Here is a 17,799-nt window from a genome sequence, read left to right on the forward strand (position 1 = left end):
ACTGCGACGCCCTGCCGAACCGGCTAATCCACGTGACGCATGCCGAGATAGCTGCTGACTGCCTCATCTATAGTTGGAAAGAACGCCGTTTCGCCAAGCCTTGCGAAAAGCCCGAATCGCTTCAGCTTGTCCTTGACCGGGTCCTTCATCTCGGCCACGCACAACTTGATGCCCGCCGCGTGCAAGGTTTCGTCCAGTTCACCCAGCATGTCGGCCGAGGTCACGTCCACACTGGTGACGGGTTCTGCCGCTACGACTAACCAGCGCACGGGCGTAGGCGATGCAGCCACTGCGTCAAGCACTCGCTCGTTGAACAGTTCGGCGTTGGCAAAAAACAACGGTGCATCCCAGCGAAACAGGACCAGGCCCGATATAAGGCTCGCGTCAGGATAACGCTGGATGTCGTGGTACCCCTTGACGCCTTTGGCTTGCCCCAGCACTGCGGAATATGGTCGCCAGCCATCCCACAGAAATTCGATGACGGCTATTACGATGGCCAGGCCGATGCCCTCAATCGCGCCAAATACAGCCACACCGAGGGTGCACACGATCGACAGCCAAAACTCCCAGCGCTGGATCCGATAAATTCGCCGCAGGTCGGTGACTTCAATCAAGCCAATGGCTGATGCGATCACCACCGCTGCCAATGCGCTGCTGGGCAAACTCTCCAACAAATTCGGCGCCACCACCAGCAGCAAGGCAACTGCCAACGCGCCAACAACGCCGGTCAACTGGGTTTTGGCGCCTGCGGCTTCAGCCACGGGGGTACGTGAAGAACTGCTACTGATTGGAAAGCCCTGGAAAAATCCAGCCGCCAGATTGGCAAAACCGAGCCCTGCCATCTCCTGGTTCGGGTCCACGTATGTGCGGGTCCGCGCTGCATAGACACGAGAAAGCACACTGGTGTCGGCGAATGACACCAGAGCGACGGCACAACCGCCGATAAGCACGGGGACAATATCAGCGCGGGTAATCCAGGGGATGGCGAACCCAGGTAAACCTTGTGGAAGAACACCGAGCACCGACACCCCGGCCCGCGCGCCAAGGTCCAGCACACCGACGGCGACAGTCGCACCGACCACTGCGGCCAAGATGCCCGGTACCCGTTTATAGGGTTTGAGTAGAAGGATCACGACCAATGTGGCCGCGCCGATCATGAACGCAGTCCAGTTGGTCTTTCCTTCCATTACTGCGGTGGAGATGGCCCATATGTTTCTCAGCGGACCGTCAGAGTCAATCGAAAAACCGAAAAACTTTGGCAGTTGGCTGATCAATACGGTCAGCGCGATGCCGTTCATGTACCCGTAGCGGATCGGTTTGGAAAGCAACTCCGTAATGAAGCCCAAACGAATGATGCCCGCCAGGATACACACCGTGCCTGAAACGATCGCCATCATGCCCGCCAGGGCGACGGCGCGGTGCGGGTCGCCGCCCGACAGGGGCAGGACGACAGCCAGGATAACGGCGGCCAGTGAGGAATCCGGGCCCAGCACCAGAATCCGGCTAGGCCCGAACAACGCGTAAGCGAGTAACGGAACGATGGTCGCGTAGAGGCCATAGATGCCGGGGACGCCCGATGCCACGGCGTAAGCAATGCCGACGGGTACCAACATCGTGGTAAGCACCAGTCCGGCCATGATGTCGTGACGCAACCAGGCAACCTGATACCCGCGCAGCGTGCGGAGTCCAGGAAGCCAGCGGCCCCAGCCGGTTTCGTCGCCGCCATCGCGACGGGCAATTCGGCCCGGTTCGAGGACGGGAGGCGAAGAATCCAAATCGCTCATAGAACTTTGCCCTTTAGATGTACAACGCAGATTTGCTTACACGTACCCGTCAGAATTTTTCGGGCACTCGCCGGTGCGGATAATCCGGGTCGCGATAGCCGCCTGGCTTCTGCCGTTTGGGCAATATCACCTTCTCGCGCGCGACATCCTTTCACGGAACCTCGGGCTGCATCCATGACTTCAACCATGCCAGGATGGCCAAGACCCTACATCCTCAAGCGCACGGAAAAGCTTAGTTCATACTTGTCTGTCACAACCCGCCGAAAGCAGTCAGCAGTGACTGCTTTCGCCCAAGCCTGCAGCTTGCGAGCTGACGTGACTTGTCACTTGAGCAATTGCATCTGCTGGCGATAGTCGTCCGTAACCTGCCGCGCCTGACTCGCACTGGTCACGACCCGTGGGGTGATCAGGACAATCAGCTCGGTTCTATCGCGCGACTTCGATGTATTGCCGAACAGCCATTTCAGGCCAGGAATTTTCGACAGACCCGGCACGCTGGAGGTGGACTCCGCATTGTCCTGCTTGATCAACCCGCCGAGCAGCACCGTCTGCCCGCTCTGCACAGCGATTTGCGTGGAGACCGAACGGGTCGAGATGCGCGGATTGGGTTGAGAGGAGGTCACGTTACTCGTATCGGCGTCACTGACCTGTTGCTGGATGTCCATGTACACCAGACCACCCGGATTGATTCGCGGAACCACATCAAGGATCACCCCCGTCTGCACATACTCCACGCTGCTCAAGGTCGTGTCGGAATTGCTCGTATTGACGGTCGTCTGGCTGATGGGAATATTGTCACCGACCTGAATCTGCGCTTGCTGGTTGTTCATCACCACCAGCGACGGCGCCGATAACACCTGCGTACGCCCGTTGGTTTCAAGTGCATGCAGCGCCACTTGCAGGTTGTTGCTGACGAAGGAATAGAACAGCGAATCCGCTGCACCGAGCCCTGCCCCGCCGGCGCCGAGCGCGCCTTGATTACCGCTGGTGTTGGCGACCGTCGTGCTCGATGAATTGCCGGCCAGATTGCCCAGATACCACTGCACGCCGAGATCCAGTTCGCCGGTCAGTTTGACCTCAAGGATCCGCGTCTCGATCTGCACTTGCATTGGCAGGTTGTCCAGCCGCTTGATAGCCGATTCGATCTCTTTCCACTGTGCCGGTCGCGTGCGTACCAGCAACTGGTTGGTGCTTTTCTGCGCGGTAATGCGCACGCTTTGTTGCAGACTCTGCTCCGCAGCTTGTCCGCCTGACTCTGCAGTGTCGGCGCTTTCGCTGTCGCCCGATTCGCCACCAGAGGAATCATCCTCGGCCTCCTCCTCTTCACCGCTCGATTGCGCCCGATTGTTTTCGGCGCCCAGACCGGCAGATGCTTGCGACGTCGCGCCGGAAAGCCCATTACCGCTGCCATTGAGCGACGACAGCGAGGCGGTGCGCAAACCCGGCGCAACCTTGGCGGCAGCGTCTTCCTTGATCGCGCCGTTGCCGTAGATCTGGCGCAGGTATTTGGCCAGATCCGAGGCTTTCATATTGCGCACGTCGTAGACGTACATCTGCGGTTCGTTGCCGCCACCCTCGTCGATGGTCGCGATCCAGTCGCCGACTTCCTGCAGATACGCCGGCTGCGACGAGATGGCGACGATGGAGTTGGTGCGTTCGTTGGGCATGAACTTGACCATGCTCGCCAACGGGATGCCGCTGTCAGGCCCGAACAGCTTTTGCAGTTGCGGCATCAATTCGGCCACCGATGCCCGTTGCAGGCCGTAGACGCCGATGGACATGCCCTTGAGCCAGTCGACGTCGAAGGTATCGATGGTGTCCTGATAGTTGGCCAGTTCATCCGGGGTGCCGGCCAGACTCAGCACGTTACGCGCCGGATCTACCAGCAGGAACGCGTTCTCTCGAGCGAACGGTTTGAGCAGTTTCTGCATTTCCGTGGCGGAGATGTAGCGCAGCGGGAACAGGCGTGCGGTGAGGCCGGTGGAAGGTCGGGCAACCGGCATTTCCGGTACCAACTTGCCCGCGACCGCCTGATTCGACGGCAGGATGACGTAGCGGTCGCCCTGGCGGATCATCGCGTTTTCCGTCCAGGACAGCAGGGTTTCCAGAATCGACAAGGCTTGCTGCTTGTTCACCGGTTTGGAAGTGGAAAAACTCACATTGCCTTTGACGCCTTGGGCGATGCTGTAGTTTTCGTGCAGCAGGTCGCCCATCACACTGTTGATCACCGCTTCGATCGGCTGGTCGGTGAAGTTGAAGACGATGTCCCCGCCTGGCTCGGCGCCAGCCTTTGCGCCGGCGGCAGGCGCTGCCGGACGCACAAAGTTCTGGCTGCCGCGAATGATCTGCCGGCGCGCCGGTGTGACGTCATCGGACACTGACGCGCCCGGCGTATCGGCGGGCGCATCCACCACTGGCGCGCGTTGCGAGCCGGTACCGTTGAGTGCTTCCTGCATCAGGGCCGGGTCATTTTGCGTCGACGACGGCGTGGACGCGCAGCCCGCCAGAGCCACGGCCGTGGCGAGACAAAGCAAGGGGCTGCGCAAACGAAGGATTTCAGGAAAGCAATTGTTCATGGTCTCGGTACATTGGGAAGAGTGATAAGGGGCGCCGTAGATGGCGGCGGAAGACGTAGCACGGGCAGACTCAGCTGGCGGGTCTGGCCCTGGTACATGAAAGTGGCTTGCAGTGGGCTGAGCGCGGTCAGGGTCCAGCCGTTATCCAGCGCTTTGCCGACCGCGAGCTTGAGCGTGCGTTGGTTGGCCAGGCGCAACAGCGCCCACTGCGCCTGGCCATCGATGACCACGCCGGTCAACGCAACGCCTTGCAGCGCGGCCGTCCCGCCTTTACCGCTGACGAGGTCGGGTTTGCGCTCGGGACTGAAAATCGATTGTTGCCAGCTGAGGCTCAAGTCTTGCGCGGTCAAGGTTGGCAGCGGCTTTGGCGCTGCACTGGCCGGCAGATGACGCGGTTGATCGGCGGGCAGCCAGTGTTCAGCTCGTCCCGCGCCGAGTAACAGCACTACAAAAACTGCGCCCAGCGCCGCGGCGATGGTTAGCAGGAGCAGATCCATATGGCTGAGCCTCATGCTCCGGGCTCCTTGCCGTTGACCGGTTGCAGATAACCGCGCAACAGCAGATTCACCTGCAACCGCCCTGCACCTCCGCTGGCTGGCGCGGAGGTTTGACGACGGATGCTCAGATGGTCGACAAACAGAAACGGTTGGCCATATTCGAGATCGTGCAGCAGCCCGGTCAGGGGCTCCATGGCACATTCGAGGGTGAGGCTGACTTTGACCTGGCGATACGGTTCGGCGCTGTTTTGCTCCGGTGTGATCGGCATGCGTTGCGTGACCTGGCATCCGGGCCCCTGAGCGGCATGTGCCTTGACCAGATCGAGGCTGCGTTGCATCAGGTCGGCCGCCACGCCGCTCGGGTCGGTGCCGGGCAGCAGGCTGCTGCGGCTGGCCGGGTCGCGCCGGGCTTGTTGCAACTGCTGTTGCAGAGCGTCGCGTTGCTGCAGGACGCCGGCGTAGCGCTGCTGTTGTTCGCGCAGGCTGTCGGCCTGGTTTTCGATCTGCAACAGGGGGCCGAGAAACCAGCTCTGCACCAGCAGCCACCACCCCGCCCACACGGCCAGTGCCAGCACGATCAGCGCTGCGCCGCGACGTTCGCGCGCGGTCAATTCACGACGCATCGGCTGGCTCCTTGCGCAATTGCGCGTGCAATGAAAAGCGCTCCTTGCCCGTCTGTTCGTCGGGCTGAATGATCCCCTGGAACTGCGCATCGCTCAGGGTTCGGCAGTCTTTGGCGCGGGCAATCAAGGCACTGGCCCGGGCGCTCTGACCGGTGATCGAGACGCCGCCGTCTTCGCTGATGTCCAGTTGCTCGACCCAGGTATCGGCGCCGAGGCAACCGGTGAGGTCCAGCAACACACTGGACACGCTGGGCCGGGCAGTCTTGCGTTGCGCCAGATAGCGGGCGGCACCCTGGGTGTTGACCAACTCACGACGCAAGTTTTGCAGCGCCTGCACTTGTTCGCGTTGCTGATCGACGGCGTCCTGCATCGCTTCCATACGCGCCGATCGCGCGTCCAGCCACAGCACCATGCACGCCAGCAACAGGCCGACGCAGGTCATCGCCAGATAACGCGGCAAGTAGTTGCGACGGGCGCGCTGGTGTTTGTATTCGTCCGGCAGCAGATCGACTCCCAAAGGTTCGCCGTCGCTGCCCCGGCAATCGATGGCGTGCACATGCAGGCCGCGGGCTTGGCAATGATCGAGCACGGTTTGCAGACGCTCACGCGCAATCGCCACCAGCAACACCCGCGCGATGCTTTTTCCACGGCTTTGCACGCGAGTGACAAAGTGCATGTCCTCGCGGGGAAACGGCGTGTACTTGTCCAGTTCAAACCCGACCACACTGCGCAAATCGCGTGTGGCCGCGAGCGGAAGATCCAGCGTTTGCGCCAGAACCATCGCATAAGGCAACAGCAACACAACCCGGTCGTCGCCAGCATCAGGCAGCGCCTCGGGCAGCGGCCATGTCAACCGATGCTCTCGGTTGCGCGGCAGCAAACCGCGCTGCACTTGGGCCGGCAGTGCGTTGCGCAGCTCCTGCAACCACGCCTGCCACAAACGCTGGGCAAGGCTGCCGCGCCAGTGGCTTTGCCAGTGGCCGTGGACCTGGGCAAATCGCCGAGCCAGAGGCTGTGAGATCAATTGCTTCATTCTTGCCAGCGCAAGACCCGGTAAGGTCGTGCCCCCTCCTTCGATGGATTCAATAACAACGTGACGCGAAGCGTCGTGGTGTAGCCGCCGGGCAAGGTCGCCCGGCTTTTAACGGTGATGATCGACCCGGCGGGTGAGACGCTCGGGCGTGCTCGTGGCAGGTTCAATGCCTGTTGCAACCAGGGCGTCGCAAAGCGCGGATCCGGTGCTGGCAACCCGCTCCACAACGTCACGTAGGGTACGGCTCGCTGGTAAATCGCCTGGGTCATGCCAGGCAGCTCGCGCAGTTCCTCGACCATTCGCAGCGGCGCCTGATCATCGGCGCGACGTCGCTCGACGGCTTGCGCCAGTTGCCGCGCATCCCCGGGGGGCGCGCCGCATGCCTGTAACAACCGCGCGAGCAACTCGGCAGGCGCAGCGTTTAGATCCACCTGGCCCTGCTCGCTGCGCAGGCTGACGGCCAGCTCGGCATCATCGAAACGCAAGGCATGCACTTGGTTGTCCGCCAGCCAGCGCCGTTGCGGGTCGTGATCGAGTTGGGCCAGCACCGCCATGGCGATACCCGCCTCGGCAGCCAGTTGCCCCTGTAAATGCTGGCGCTTCCAAAGGGCCTGACGGTTCTGTAAATGCACCCAACCCACCAGCCCGGCGAGCAACGTGGCGAGCAGCGCCAACACCCACAGCACCAGAAGCAGCGCGATGCCGCGCTGACGCTTCATGGCGTGATGTTCTCGCCGGACAAATCCAGACGCAGACGAACAACCTGCCTCGGCCACACGATTGCCCCGGCCAATTGCGCGTCGATGCGCACCGCGCGCGGCAGCCGTCCGGGCCATGGCCAGTGATCCAGCCACTCAGTGGTTTTCCCCTCGGGCGACAGGCCCCGGTAGCTCATATGTAGCGCTTTTACCTGCTGCAACAGCACTTGCGGTTCCCTGGCCGGCTGCAAGGTTTCGCCCTGCAAACGCTGAAGACTGACCTGTAAACGCCCCTCTACGAGACTCACTTGGTGCCGATAGATACCACCGCCCACCGTCGCGGGAAGCGGCGCGTAAAACCTCAAACTGTCAGCGTCACCCTGAAAAATTGGCGATTGGCTTTCACCCGGTTTTCCCGCCGCCAGAGGCAATGCCTGGCCGATGGCGCTGCGCAAGAAATTCTGCGTCGAGCGCACTTCATCGAGGCGGTTGCTGTAGCGCTCGGCCTTGGCCATGGCCCGATTGGCACCCGATATCGCTGCGCCGATCAACGTCAGTAACACGCCGAGCAAACTGATCACCACCAGCACTTCCAGCAGGGTAAAGCCTCGTTGATTACCCTTCATTGGCCAGCACCGCTGCCTGCGCTGCGCACTTGCAAGGTGCTGTACCGGGCATGCCGGCCGCCATCGTCCACTTGCAGATCCAGCCGATAAGCATTGGCCGATCCATTAGGGCCGGGGACAACGCTTACATTCATTTGCCAGCGCACCCCGCTCCATTCGCCATTGCTGCGCCCGGCTACGAAGGCACGGTCACTGGCGTCGTCGATCAGCGAACGCGCGATCAGACTCAAACGATCACTGCGTTGCACTTGCTGCAAGGCCCGCGCGCTGTTGCCGAACGCCCCTACCAGGACGCTGCTGCACACCGCCAGCACAGCAAGGGCAGCAAGCATTTCCAGCAATGTGAAACCGCGCTGGCGGTTCAATTGAGCGTGTGCAACTGAACGCTGCCCGTCAGCCAGTTGATATCGATCCGCCAACGCTTGTCGTTGCGCCACAACATCAGGTGCCCGCCGCTGGAGCCGCCATCCGGATAAAACTCGAATGCCGCGCCGAGTCCCTCGGCGGTGACCAGTTGCACATGCATGTCCTGCGGCAAGCTGTGCGGCTTATGGTCGGGGCCATTGAAGCGCGCCTTGTGCAGATCGAAATGCGTCTGGGCCGGTTGACCGGTGACGATGGCTTGCACCCGCGCAGCGCGCAGTGACTGCACCAATTGCGTCAGCGCCTGACGTTCCTTCGCCGATTGCAGGCCCTTGCCCACGCCGAAGCTGATCAAACCGATGCTGACGCCGATCAAGACGATCACCACCAGCAGTTCGATCAAGGTGAAGCCGCGAGAGCGCTGCAAGGCGTGCACGGTTATTCCCAGTTGCCGAGGTCGGCCTTGTAGGCGTCCCCACCGGGCTGACCGTCCTGACCGTAGAAAATCAGATCGAAACTGCCGTGCTCACCGGGGTAGCGATAGCCGAACGCATGGCCGAACGGATCCTTGAGATCCGAAGGCTTGGCGTACGGCCCGGCCCAGCCGACCGCGTTGGCCGGTTTGTGCAGCAACTGCTGCAAGTTGGCCGGCGGGCTGCCGACATCGAGACCGTAGCTTTCGACCTTCATGCTCAGGCTGGACAGTTGCGCCTTGCCGGCGCCGTACTTGCCTTTGTCGACGTTGCCGCCAACCTGGCGCACCACAATGGTGGCAACGATGCCGAGCAAGACGATGACCGCGAGCATTTCCAACAGGGTGAAACCGCCTTGCCGACGACGGCCGGCAGCGTTTGGACGGGACATGTTTTTTCCTCAAATGTTACTGGTTAGGCTCATCAGCGGCAGCATGATGGCGAGCATGATCACCGCGACCAGCACGGCCATGACCACGGTCAGACTGGGCACCAGGGCCGCGAGCAAACGGTCGATGCCGCGTTTGGCCTCGACATCGAAAACCTCGGCGACCTTGAGCAACATGGCGTCGAGATTGCCGGCCTGTTCGCCGACCTCAATCATTTGCAGGGCGAGTTCCGGCAGCAGCGGTTGTTCGCCGAAAGCCTGCGCCAGCGTGCCGCCGCCCTTGACCCGCTGCGTGGCTTGCTCGACCTGGGCACGCAAGGCGTGATTGCCGCACACCTCGCGGACGATGATCATTGCTTGCAACAGCGCCACGCCATTGCTCAGCAACGTCCCCAGCGTGCGCGCCAGCCGAGCGGCCTCGATGCGCTGCAACAACGGGCCGATGACCTTGATGAACAACAGACGATGGTCATGACGTTGGCGGCGTTGCGGATCACGGCGTGCGACAGCGATGCCCCACGCCGCCATCACCAGAGCTGCCAGCACCAGCAGGCCATAGGCGCTGAGAAATTCGCCGAGAACGAGGATGGTCTGGGTGATCAGCGGAATCGGCACGCCGAGATCACGAAAGATCGGCACGAATTGCGGCACCACATACGCCAGCAATAGCGCCAGCGAGCCCAATACGCCGACGATGAGGAAGGCCGGATAAATCAGCGCATTGATGACTTCGCCACGCAGTGTCTGGCTGCGCTCCAGATAATCGGCAAGCTGATGCAGGGTGTGCTCCAGCGAACCGCCCGCCTCACCGGCGCGCATCATGCTGATGTACAAACCGGAGAACTGGCCGTGCTCTTCCTCCAGTGCCTGGCTCAGCGGTTTACCGGCCTTGACCTGCTCACGCACCCGCTCCAGCAACGCTCGGCGCCGCGGATCGGTGGCCTGCTTGAGCAGAATGCCCAGCGCGCGCTCCAGCGGTTGGCCCGCACCCAACAATGTCGCCAGTTGCTGGGTGAAGCTGACCAGTGCGGCGCCATTCAGTACGCCACGCCGCAAAGATCCCGTCAGCCGATCATCGGCGCAGGCTTCGAGGCTGAGTAACAACAAGCCACGTTTTTGCAGCGCAGTGATTGCGCCCGCTTCATCGGCGGCTTCCAGACTGCCCTGTCGAGAAACGCCATCGGCGTCCAGTGCGCGGTACTTGAAATGGCTCATATCAGTCGCCGCGCGTAACGCGCAGCACCTCGTCAAGGGAGGTGATGCCGGCCACCGCCTGACGCAAACCTTCTTCGTACAAGGTACGCAGACCGCCGCGCCGGGCGGCCTGTTCGAGGGTGGCGGCATCGGCCTGGCGCATCAGCAATGAGCGCAGTTCTTCGTTCATCACCAACAGTTCGGTGATCGCGCTGCGCCCGTGATAACCGCCACCAATCGCCGTGGTATCCGCGCGATAGAGCAAAATCGGTCGTTGGTCGGTGAACTGCTCAAGCCCGTGTTCGGCGATCATTTGCGGCGGTGCTTCGAAGGCAATCCGTGTCTGCGGATCGAGGCGGCGCACCAGGCGCTGAGCCAGGATGCCTTTGACCGTGGACGCAATCAGGTAGCTCTCGACGCCCATGTCCTGCAGCCGGGTGATACTCGCCGCCGCACTGTTGGTGTGCAGGGTCGAGAGCACAAGGTGGCCGGTCAACGAGCTCTGGATGGCGATGCGGCAGGTCTCGAGATCGCGCATTTCACCGATCATGATCACGTCCGGGTCCTGACGCACGATGGAGCGCAGCGCATTGGCAAAGTCCAGGCCAATGGCCGGTTTCACCTGAATCTGGTTGATGCCTTCGAGCTGATACTCGACCGGATCTTCGACAGTGATGATCTTGCGCTCGGCCGTGTTGAGCCGGGATAGCGCGGTGTACAGCGTTGTGGTCTTGCCGGAGCCGGTGGGACCGGTGACCAGCAGGATGCCGTGTGGACTTTCGAGCACGTCGAGGAAGCTGTTCAGGCGTTCACCGTCCATGCCCAGACTGGGGAAATCGAAGCTCACGGTGCGCCGATCAAGCAGGCGCATCACCACCGACTCGCCGAAACTGGTGGGCACCGTCGACACGCGCAAATCCAGCTCCTTGCCCTGAATGCGCAACATGATGCGACCGTCCTGGGGCAAACGCCGCTCGGCGATGTCGAGCCGCGCCATGATTTTCAAACGCGAAATGATCGCAGCGGATGAACTCGATGGCGGCGCTTCGGCTTCATGCAGCACTCCGTCAATGCGATAGCGCACCTTGAGCTGGCTCTCGAAAGGTTCGATATGAATGTCCGACGCCCGCTGTTCCACCGCGCACTGCAGAATCAGGTTGACCAGACGAATCACCGGCGCCTCGGAGGCCAGATCCTTGAGGTGTTCGATGTCATCTTCGGCACCATCGTTTTCGTCCAGCGACTCGATCAACGCATCCATGGCGCTGCGGCCCTGGCCGTAAAGACGCTCGATCAGCGTGTTGACATCAGCGGCTGTCGCCAGCCGCAACGACACACTTTTGCTCGCGCAGTAGCCCATGGCATCCAGGGCGTATTGGCTGAGCGGCGGACTGGCGACCACCGTCACCGTTGCGGCATCCGCAGCCACTGCCACTGCCACTAGGCCGTGATGGCGCAGGAAACGCTCGCTGCCGATCATCAATGGCTCGATGTCCCAAGAGGCTTCATCGAGTTGCAGACGAGGCACGCCGAGCAACGTCGCGTAAGCCTCGACCGCCTGATCATCACGGACACTGCCCAGACGCAGCAGATTGCGCAGCACCTCTTCTTCGCGACCACTTTCAGCCAGGCACAGTTTGCGCGCGCGATTGACGTCAGACGCCTTGACCTCGGCATTGTCGACCAACCATTGGCATATTGCGGACTGCGAAGGAAGTTGCATCACACTGTTGGTTTCTCTTGGGCACAAACAACTAACGATCGAAATAACCAGGCTCTTGAAGACACTGGGTGAAATCGATCGATCATTAACTTATCTGTAATTAGCGCATCACCAAAACGGCTGGTGAAAGATTTAAAGGGATTTTTCCGTTGATATTTCAGCCCATAAAAGGCGTGTGCAACTGACTGAAAACTGAGTGCCGGGAAAGCTTATCAGAGCACTAAACCTAATTGCAACTAGGTTTATGATGTGGTTTTTTGTTGCTTCTTTTTCGTAAAAAACGCCGCTTTAACGCATAACGCCGATGATTGATGGCATTTAAAAACCAATTTACTGTAGGTACGCGCTATCAATACCAAAAACCTATCAATTTGCCAGTATCGAAAACAACGCCCGAACGTCGCTTTTCCTTCGCTTCACTTCCCATTTGAAAAAATAGTTTTGCGAGTATTGAACTTTCATGTGCATGCTTCGGACTTATGTGCGATTTCAAGACTACAAGTTTGCAGTCGTGCATTAACGCTTCCTTCACCAATCGAGAACTGATCGATGCTTCGAATCATGTCGCCCCTTATGGGCGCAGTACTTTTGTGCGCGCAAAGTTTGCCCGTCATGGCAGCGGATTATTCCTCTTCGTCGAACGGCGGTAACGCGGATCAACAGCTTCGTGAACAGATCGAGGCCAAGCGCGATCAGCTGACCGGCGCCGCCGCCCTCGCCCCTGCCACGCCAAACGGTGTTGGCACCCTGCTCGATGCACCCGTGGAAACCGATGACGCTCCCGCGCAGGTCCAGCAACCATGAACCCGACCAACGCCAACAGGACTTTTGCCTTGTCAGCCTTCAAACACACCCTTGGCTTGAGCGTGCTGACCTTCAGTATCGTCCAGGCCAATCTCGCGCTCGCCGCCGTCACGCCGGCCACCGGCAACGAAGTCGAAGCCCGCGTCAGTTCGATCCTCGACAACATGAACCTGTCCGAAAAGATCAACTTCACCCGCGTCAACGACGGTCACATGATCCCGTCCCTGCTCAAATGGGGCATCAAGGGCACTACGGCGTATGACTCGTCGATGGGCGTGCACGTCAATAACGCCACCTTCGGCGCGCAATACCCGTCGCAGTCGGCACTCGCCGCGACCTGGAGCATCAACCGCGCCAAGGAGTTCGGCCTGGCGATTGCCTATGAAACGAAGATCTCCGGCGGCCAGCAGATGTTGTCCCCGGGCGTGAACCTCTATCGCACGCCTTACAACGGTCGCTCGGCGGAGTACGTCAGTGGCGAGGATCCGTTCCTCGGCGCGGTACTCGCGCCGGCCATCGTCAACGCGATCCAGGCCCAAGGCATCCAGGCCAGCGGCAAGCACTACCTGGCCAACGAGCAGGAAGCCAACCGTCAGGCGGTAAACATCGTCGCCGACGAACGTACCCTGCGCGAGATGTACTTGCCGGGCTTTGAATCGATGGTCAAGAACGCCAACGTCGCCTCGATCATGTGTGGTTTCAACAAGGTCAACGGCGACTACGCCTGCGAAAACCATCACCTGATCACCGAGGTGCTCAAGGGTGAATGGGGCTATCAGGGCACCGTGATCAGCGATTTCAACGCCATTCACAATGCGTTCAAAGGCGCGTGGGCCGGTACCGACATCGACATGCCGTCGGGCCTGCAATTCACCGAAGCCAACCTGATGCCGTACGTGTGGAGCGGGCAACTGACCCAGAACGTCATCGACGACAAGGTCAAACGCAACCTGCGTGCCGTGGTCAGCTACGACTTCCAGGAAAACCTCAACACCGCCAAGACCCTCGACCATCCCGAGTACGGTGCACGCGCTGCGTTGAACACTGCGCGTGAGGCGATCGTGCTGCTGCGCAACGAGAAAACCAGCGCTGGTACGCCGCTGTTGCCGCTGGCGAAAACCGCCAAAGTCGCCGTTATCGGTGATTGGGCCAACCAGGCGCCGGCCTCGCCGTTCGGTACCGCCAACTCGCCGCCGAACAGCTACGTGACTGAACTGAGCGGCCTGCAGCAACTGGCTTCGAGCAGCTCGAACGTCACTTATCTGTCCGAGATGAGTCTGAATCCGAAGAGTTCGGTGTGGTATCAGCCATCCACCGGCAGCAGCGACATCAGCAACTCCGGGGTCAAGGCCGAATACTTCGCCAACACCAGCTTTTCCGGCACCCCGGCGCAGACCCGTGTCGAGCCAGGCGTGAATTTCAACTGGACCACCAGCACCAACGAAACCAATACCGGCACCACCACAGTCGCAGGTTTCAGCCCAACCGCCGGCAATTTCTCGGCGCGCTTCACCGCGAAGATCAAGCCTGTGGTTTCCGGCTCTCAGGTCTTCAAGATTCGCGCGGACGGTCCATACAAGCTGTGGGTCAACGATGAGCTCGTGGTGCAGAGCGACGGCGTGCCGTACTCCGCCGATGTGGTCAATGCGCTGACCACCTCGGGCAAGACCGCCAACCTGGTCGCCGGCAAGCAATACACCGTCAAGCTCGAATACCAACGCGTACAAGGCAACTTCACCCCGGCGCTGGGTGGTCTTGCCGGTGTGCAAATGAGCTGGGCGGCGCTGCGTCCGCCACAGGATTTGTCGAAGTACGATGCCGTCGTGGTGGCTGCGGGCACCAACTATGAGAACGAAGGCGAAGGCTCCGACCACGGTTATGAACTGCCGGATCAACAGGCGGAACTGATCAAGCACGTAGCCAAGGCCAACCCCAACACCATCGTCGTGATGCACGGTGGCGGTGTAGCGGACATGCAGCCATGGGCGAAGAAAGTCGGCGCGACCCTGCAAGCCTGGTTCCCGGGTCAGCAAGGTGGCCAGGCCCTGGCCGAGATTCTCTACGGCAAGGTCAACCCTTCGGGCAAACTGCCGGTGACGATCGACAAGAAGATCGAGGACAACCCGAGCTACGCCTCCTACCCGGATCCGGCAGCTTATCGCGGCGACAACGCCCTGACCGAACTGACCTACAGCGAAGGCCTGTACCTGGGCTATCGCGGCTACGACAAGAAACACACGAAGCCGCTCTACCCGTTCGGTTACGGTCTGTCCTACACCACGTTCGGTTACAGCGATCTGAAGTTGTCGAGCAATGTGCTGACGCCGGGCGCCACGGTTGACGTGAAGTTCACCGTGACCAACAAGGGCGACAAGGCCGGTTTCGAAGTGGCGCAGCTGTATGTGCAACCGGTGAAACCTGCGGTCGACCGTCCGGAAAAAGAACTGAAGGGCTTTACCAAGGTGTATCTGCAGCCTGGCGAGAGCAAGACTGTGAGCATCCCGCTCGACTCGCGCTCGCTGGCTTACTACGTGGATAACACCGCCAGCTGGAACGTCGATGCCGGCAAGTTCAAGATCCGCGTCGGTACCGACTCAGAGGATCTGGCCCTGAGCCAGACTCTGATCACGCTGTACCCGGAGCAATTGACCACCCGCGACAGCAACCCGCTGCCAGTGCCACTGCGCAAAGCCGTGCAAGTATCGGCTTCGCAAACGTACTGACCGTCACATGAGGCTCAGGGATGAGCCTTTTACTGCGTTTTGAGATCGGCGGCCAGACGGCGCAGATAGCCGTCAAAGACGTTCAACACGTCCACTTCGGCCCGCCCTCTCAGCCATTGGATTTGCAGCCCGTCCATCATCGAGAAAATCTCCTGGGCGAGCGCTTTCACCTCCACGTCCTGGCGAATCTCCCCCGCTTCTTGCAATGACCCAAGGTGCGCCTGGGCATGCCCATGGACCATATCGAACTTTTCCTTATACCAGGGAAAGGCTGGATGCTTTTCCGACAGGCTTTCGGTGTTGATCATCACCGATGCCTGACACTCGCGCGCATCCTCGACGCTAAAACTCATGCTCAATCGCAGAAACTGCAAAAACCCTTCCAGCGTCGGCGCGGTGGCCAGATCACCAAAGCGAGCAACCACTCGCTCATCGCGACGATCAAGCAGTGCTCGCAGCAGTGCGACCTTGTTGGGGAAATGGTGGAGCAAGCCGACCGTGGTGATGCCAGCGATATCCGCGACATCACGCATCGACGCGCCCAGATAACCGTCCCGGGCGAAGACCTCGGTGGCGGCATCGAGCAACGCCATGCGGCGCATTTCGCCTTTGGGTGCGCGCCGACGTTTGGGGCTTTGCGCTTGCAGTGGGTTTTGAGTGTCCATGACTGCCATAAAAATCCGTTAAAAAGTCTGCGCCACCACGGCCGGTTCAGCTGCGGTGAATGTATGGGTTCAATGCAACTGCGACGCCTGCGCGCGACGAGCGAAAAATCCTCGCGCTACAAACGAGGCCGTCACGATTGCGGCAATGGCCACCAGTGTGTTGCCTGTCCACATGCCGATCACCGCGCCGCTGGCACCGAAGCCATGGACGCCGACGTACACGAACGGCAGAGTTCCCAGGGTTCCGCGAATCCAGCCGAACACCGGCACCCACCAGGCACGGTTCATTGTCAGGAACATCGACTGCGCGACGAAGTCCAGTCCGAAGACAATCCAGAGCCCCGCACCGATCTGACAGAACGCCATGAACAGCGCTCGGCCCGCGTCGACCAGATGGAAATAATCGGCGATCCAAGGCCCCGCCAACGCCAGGCAAAACCACAGCGTCACACCATAAAGGACGACGCAGCGGCGGGTAAAGACCACAATCGCCTTGACCCGGTCATCACGCCCGGCCCCCAGGTTCTGCGCGATCACTGGCACTAACGCCCCCGGCAAGGCGAAGAACACACAGTAGCCAAATTGCAGGATTCGATCGACGACCGCCATCCCGGCCAATGCCGACGTACCCACGCCCGCCATCACCACCATCAAATAGGTGATGCCCACGGGCATGGCCAGATTTCCCACCATCGCCGGGAGCGCGACTCGCAGAGTACGGCGAGTGTGCAGCGCCAGTAACCGAAGATTGATCAGCGCCGACAAACCGATGTGCCGTTTGACCAGAATCAGGCCGAGGATCAAAGACGTCCCCGCCGCCAGCAGGGATGAAACACCGGCGCCTTCCAGGCCCATGTCCAGGCCAAAAATGAACAGCGGATCGGCCACCGCCAACGTCACCGCCCCCGCCAGCAAAACGCCGAGCGCCAGCCTCACCTGGCCTTGAGCGCGAAGCATCTGCACGCACATCTGTGTCCCGGCAATCAGCAGGCTGGAGGGCACAACCGTCCACATATAAAGCCGTGCATCCTGATAAACCGCCAGGTTGCCACCCAGCAATCGCGCCAGAGGCAGCGCGAAAAGCAACTCCACAAGGACAATCGAGCCTGACAGCACCAACGCCATGATCAGCATGTGGCTGGTGAGTCTGGCCAACGCTGTGGAAGCATGTCGGCCGATACGTTCGGAAAGCAACGCGCTGGCACCGATCACCAGTCCGGAGGAAACCGCACCGTTGATGAATATCAGCGTCTTGCCCAGCCCCACGGCCGCGAGCAGGCTTTGATCGTCGAGCATCGACACGTACATCAGTGTCAGGATGTCGACCAGGAATACGGCGAGCAAGCCCAGTGCGCTGGTGCTTGCCATGCTCAATACATGTCTGCTGACAGGCCCCTCCGTGAACCTGGCATGGTAAGTGGTCATGTTGATGCTCGAAGATTCAAGGCGCAGGCATACCGGTGAAAGCGTAGGTTGAAGCGGCGGTGGGCGGATCATCGAGGATGATACGAGAGCCGTTCGATGTAAGCCAGAAGTTGACCTGCCGTGCGATGAAGCGCATGGCAGGAGATACGGTTGCAGTCCAATGCCTGCTTCTCGCCAAAAACACCCACTCATTCCCTGCTAATC

General features: G+C 60.6%; 16 protein-coding genes and 1 pseudogene. 2 read left to right on the plus strand and 15 right to left on the minus strand.

What is annotated here, in order from left to right:
* Nucleotides 1–23 precede the first annotated feature (23 nt).
* From ICA15_RS26710 to gspE, 13 genes and pseudogenes are all read right to left on the minus strand, one after another.
* Nucleotides 24–1,784, minus strand: coding sequence for a SulP family inorganic anion transporter (locus ICA15_RS26710; protein ID WP_210555220.1), 1,761 nt, complete (start codon nt 1,782–1,784; stop codon nt 24–26).
* 49 nt (nt 1,785–1,833) lie between these two features.
* Nucleotides 1,834–1,935 (minus strand): annotated as a pseudogene (locus ICA15_RS26715) (polyphosphate kinase 2); the annotation flags it as partial.
* A 172-nt stretch (nt 1,936–2,107) separates the two neighbouring features.
* On the minus strand, nt 2,108–4,360 hold the full coding sequence (gspD, locus tag ICA15_RS26720) for a type II secretion system secretin GspD (RefSeq protein WP_210555219.1): 2,253 nt from the start codon (nt 4,358–4,360) through the stop codon (nt 2,108–2,110).
* Nucleotides 4,357–4,872, minus strand: a complete 516-nt coding sequence (locus ICA15_RS26725) for a general secretion pathway protein GspN (RefSeq protein ID WP_210555218.1) — start codon at nt 4,870–4,872, stop codon at nt 4,357–4,359. Before ICA15_RS26725 ends, gspD begins: the two co-directional genes overlap by 4 nt.
* A complete protein-coding gene (gene gspM, locus ICA15_RS26730) occupies nt 4,869–5,480 on the minus strand; it encodes a type II secretion system protein GspM (protein ID WP_210555217.1) in 612 nt (203 codons plus the stop codon). Before gspM ends, ICA15_RS26725 begins: the two co-directional genes overlap by 4 nt.
* Nucleotides 5,470–6,513, minus strand: coding sequence for a type II secretion system protein GspL (locus ICA15_RS26735; RefSeq protein WP_224450924.1), 1,044 nt, complete (start codon nt 6,511–6,513; stop codon nt 5,470–5,472). The genes gspM and ICA15_RS26735 overlap by 11 nt, the downstream gene beginning before the upstream one ends.
* A complete protein-coding gene (locus ICA15_RS26740) occupies nt 6,510–7,232 on the minus strand; it encodes a type II secretion system protein GspK (RefSeq protein WP_210555216.1) in 723 nt (240 codons plus the stop codon). Before ICA15_RS26740 ends, ICA15_RS26735 begins: the two co-directional genes overlap by 4 nt.
* Entirely contained in the window at nt 7,229–7,837 is a 609-nt protein-coding gene (locus ICA15_RS26745) for a prepilin-type N-terminal cleavage/methylation domain-containing protein (RefSeq protein ID WP_210555215.1), read from the minus strand. The genes ICA15_RS26740 and ICA15_RS26745 overlap by 4 nt, the downstream gene beginning before the upstream one ends.
* Nucleotides 7,834–8,202, minus strand: a complete 369-nt coding sequence (locus tag ICA15_RS26750) for a type II secretion system protein (protein WP_210555214.1) — start codon at nt 8,200–8,202, stop codon at nt 7,834–7,836. The genes ICA15_RS26745 and ICA15_RS26750 overlap by 4 nt, the downstream gene beginning before the upstream one ends.
* On the minus strand, nt 8,199–8,636 hold the full coding sequence (locus ICA15_RS26755) for a GspH/FimT family pseudopilin (RefSeq protein ID WP_210555213.1): 438 nt from the start codon (nt 8,634–8,636) through the stop codon (nt 8,199–8,201). The genes ICA15_RS26750 and ICA15_RS26755 overlap by 4 nt, the downstream gene beginning before the upstream one ends.
* 2 nt (nt 8,637–8,638) lie before the next feature.
* Complete coding sequence (gene gspG, locus ICA15_RS26760; protein WP_150618227.1) at nt 8,639–9,064, minus strand: type II secretion system major pseudopilin GspG; 426 nt, start codon at nt 9,062–9,064, stop codon at nt 8,639–8,641.
* Between the two features lie 9 nt (nt 9,065–9,073).
* On the minus strand, nt 9,074–10,276 hold the full coding sequence (gspF, locus tag ICA15_RS26765; protein ID WP_210555212.1) for a type II secretion system inner membrane protein GspF: 1,203 nt from the start codon (nt 10,274–10,276) through the stop codon (nt 9,074–9,076).
* A 1-nt stretch (nt 10,277) separates the two neighbouring features.
* Nucleotides 10,278–11,978, minus strand: coding sequence for a type II secretion system ATPase GspE (gene gspE, locus ICA15_RS26770; protein ID WP_210555211.1), 1,701 nt, complete (start codon nt 11,976–11,978; stop codon nt 10,278–10,280).
* Nucleotides 11,979–12,539: 561 nt separating this feature from the next.
* Between gspE and ICA15_RS26775 the strand changes: the two genes are divergently transcribed.
* Together ICA15_RS26775 and ICA15_RS26780 are read left to right on the plus strand one after the other, a co-directional pair.
* Nucleotides 12,540–12,782 carry a hypothetical protein gene (locus ICA15_RS26775; protein ID WP_191627730.1) on the plus strand — a complete coding sequence of 81 codons (243 nt, stop codon included), beginning with the start codon at nt 12,540–12,542 and terminating at the stop codon, nt 12,780–12,782.
* Entirely contained in the window at nt 12,779–15,505 is a 2,727-nt protein-coding gene (locus ICA15_RS26780) for a beta-glucosidase (RefSeq protein WP_210555210.1), read from the plus strand. Before ICA15_RS26775 ends, ICA15_RS26780 begins: the two co-directional genes overlap by 4 nt.
* A 29-nt stretch (nt 15,506–15,534) precedes the next feature.
* On the opposite strand, the gene ICA15_RS26785 is transcribed toward ICA15_RS26780, so the two are convergent.
* Nucleotides 15,535–16,107, minus strand: coding sequence for a TetR/AcrR family transcriptional regulator (locus ICA15_RS26785; protein ID WP_210555209.1), 573 nt, complete (start codon nt 16,105–16,107; stop codon nt 15,535–15,537).
* A 132-nt stretch (nt 16,108–16,239) separates the two neighbouring features.
* Complete coding sequence (locus ICA15_RS26790) at nt 16,240–17,595, minus strand: MATE family efflux transporter (RefSeq protein WP_210555208.1); 1,356 nt, start codon at nt 17,593–17,595, stop codon at nt 16,240–16,242.
* Between the last annotated feature and the right edge of the window lie 204 nt (nt 17,596–17,799).

The sequence above is a fragment of the Pseudomonas sp. P116 genome (genome assembly GCF_020149425.1).
Classification (GTDB): Bacteria; Pseudomonadota; Gammaproteobacteria; order Pseudomonadales; family Pseudomonadaceae; genus Aquipseudomonas; species Aquipseudomonas anatoliensis.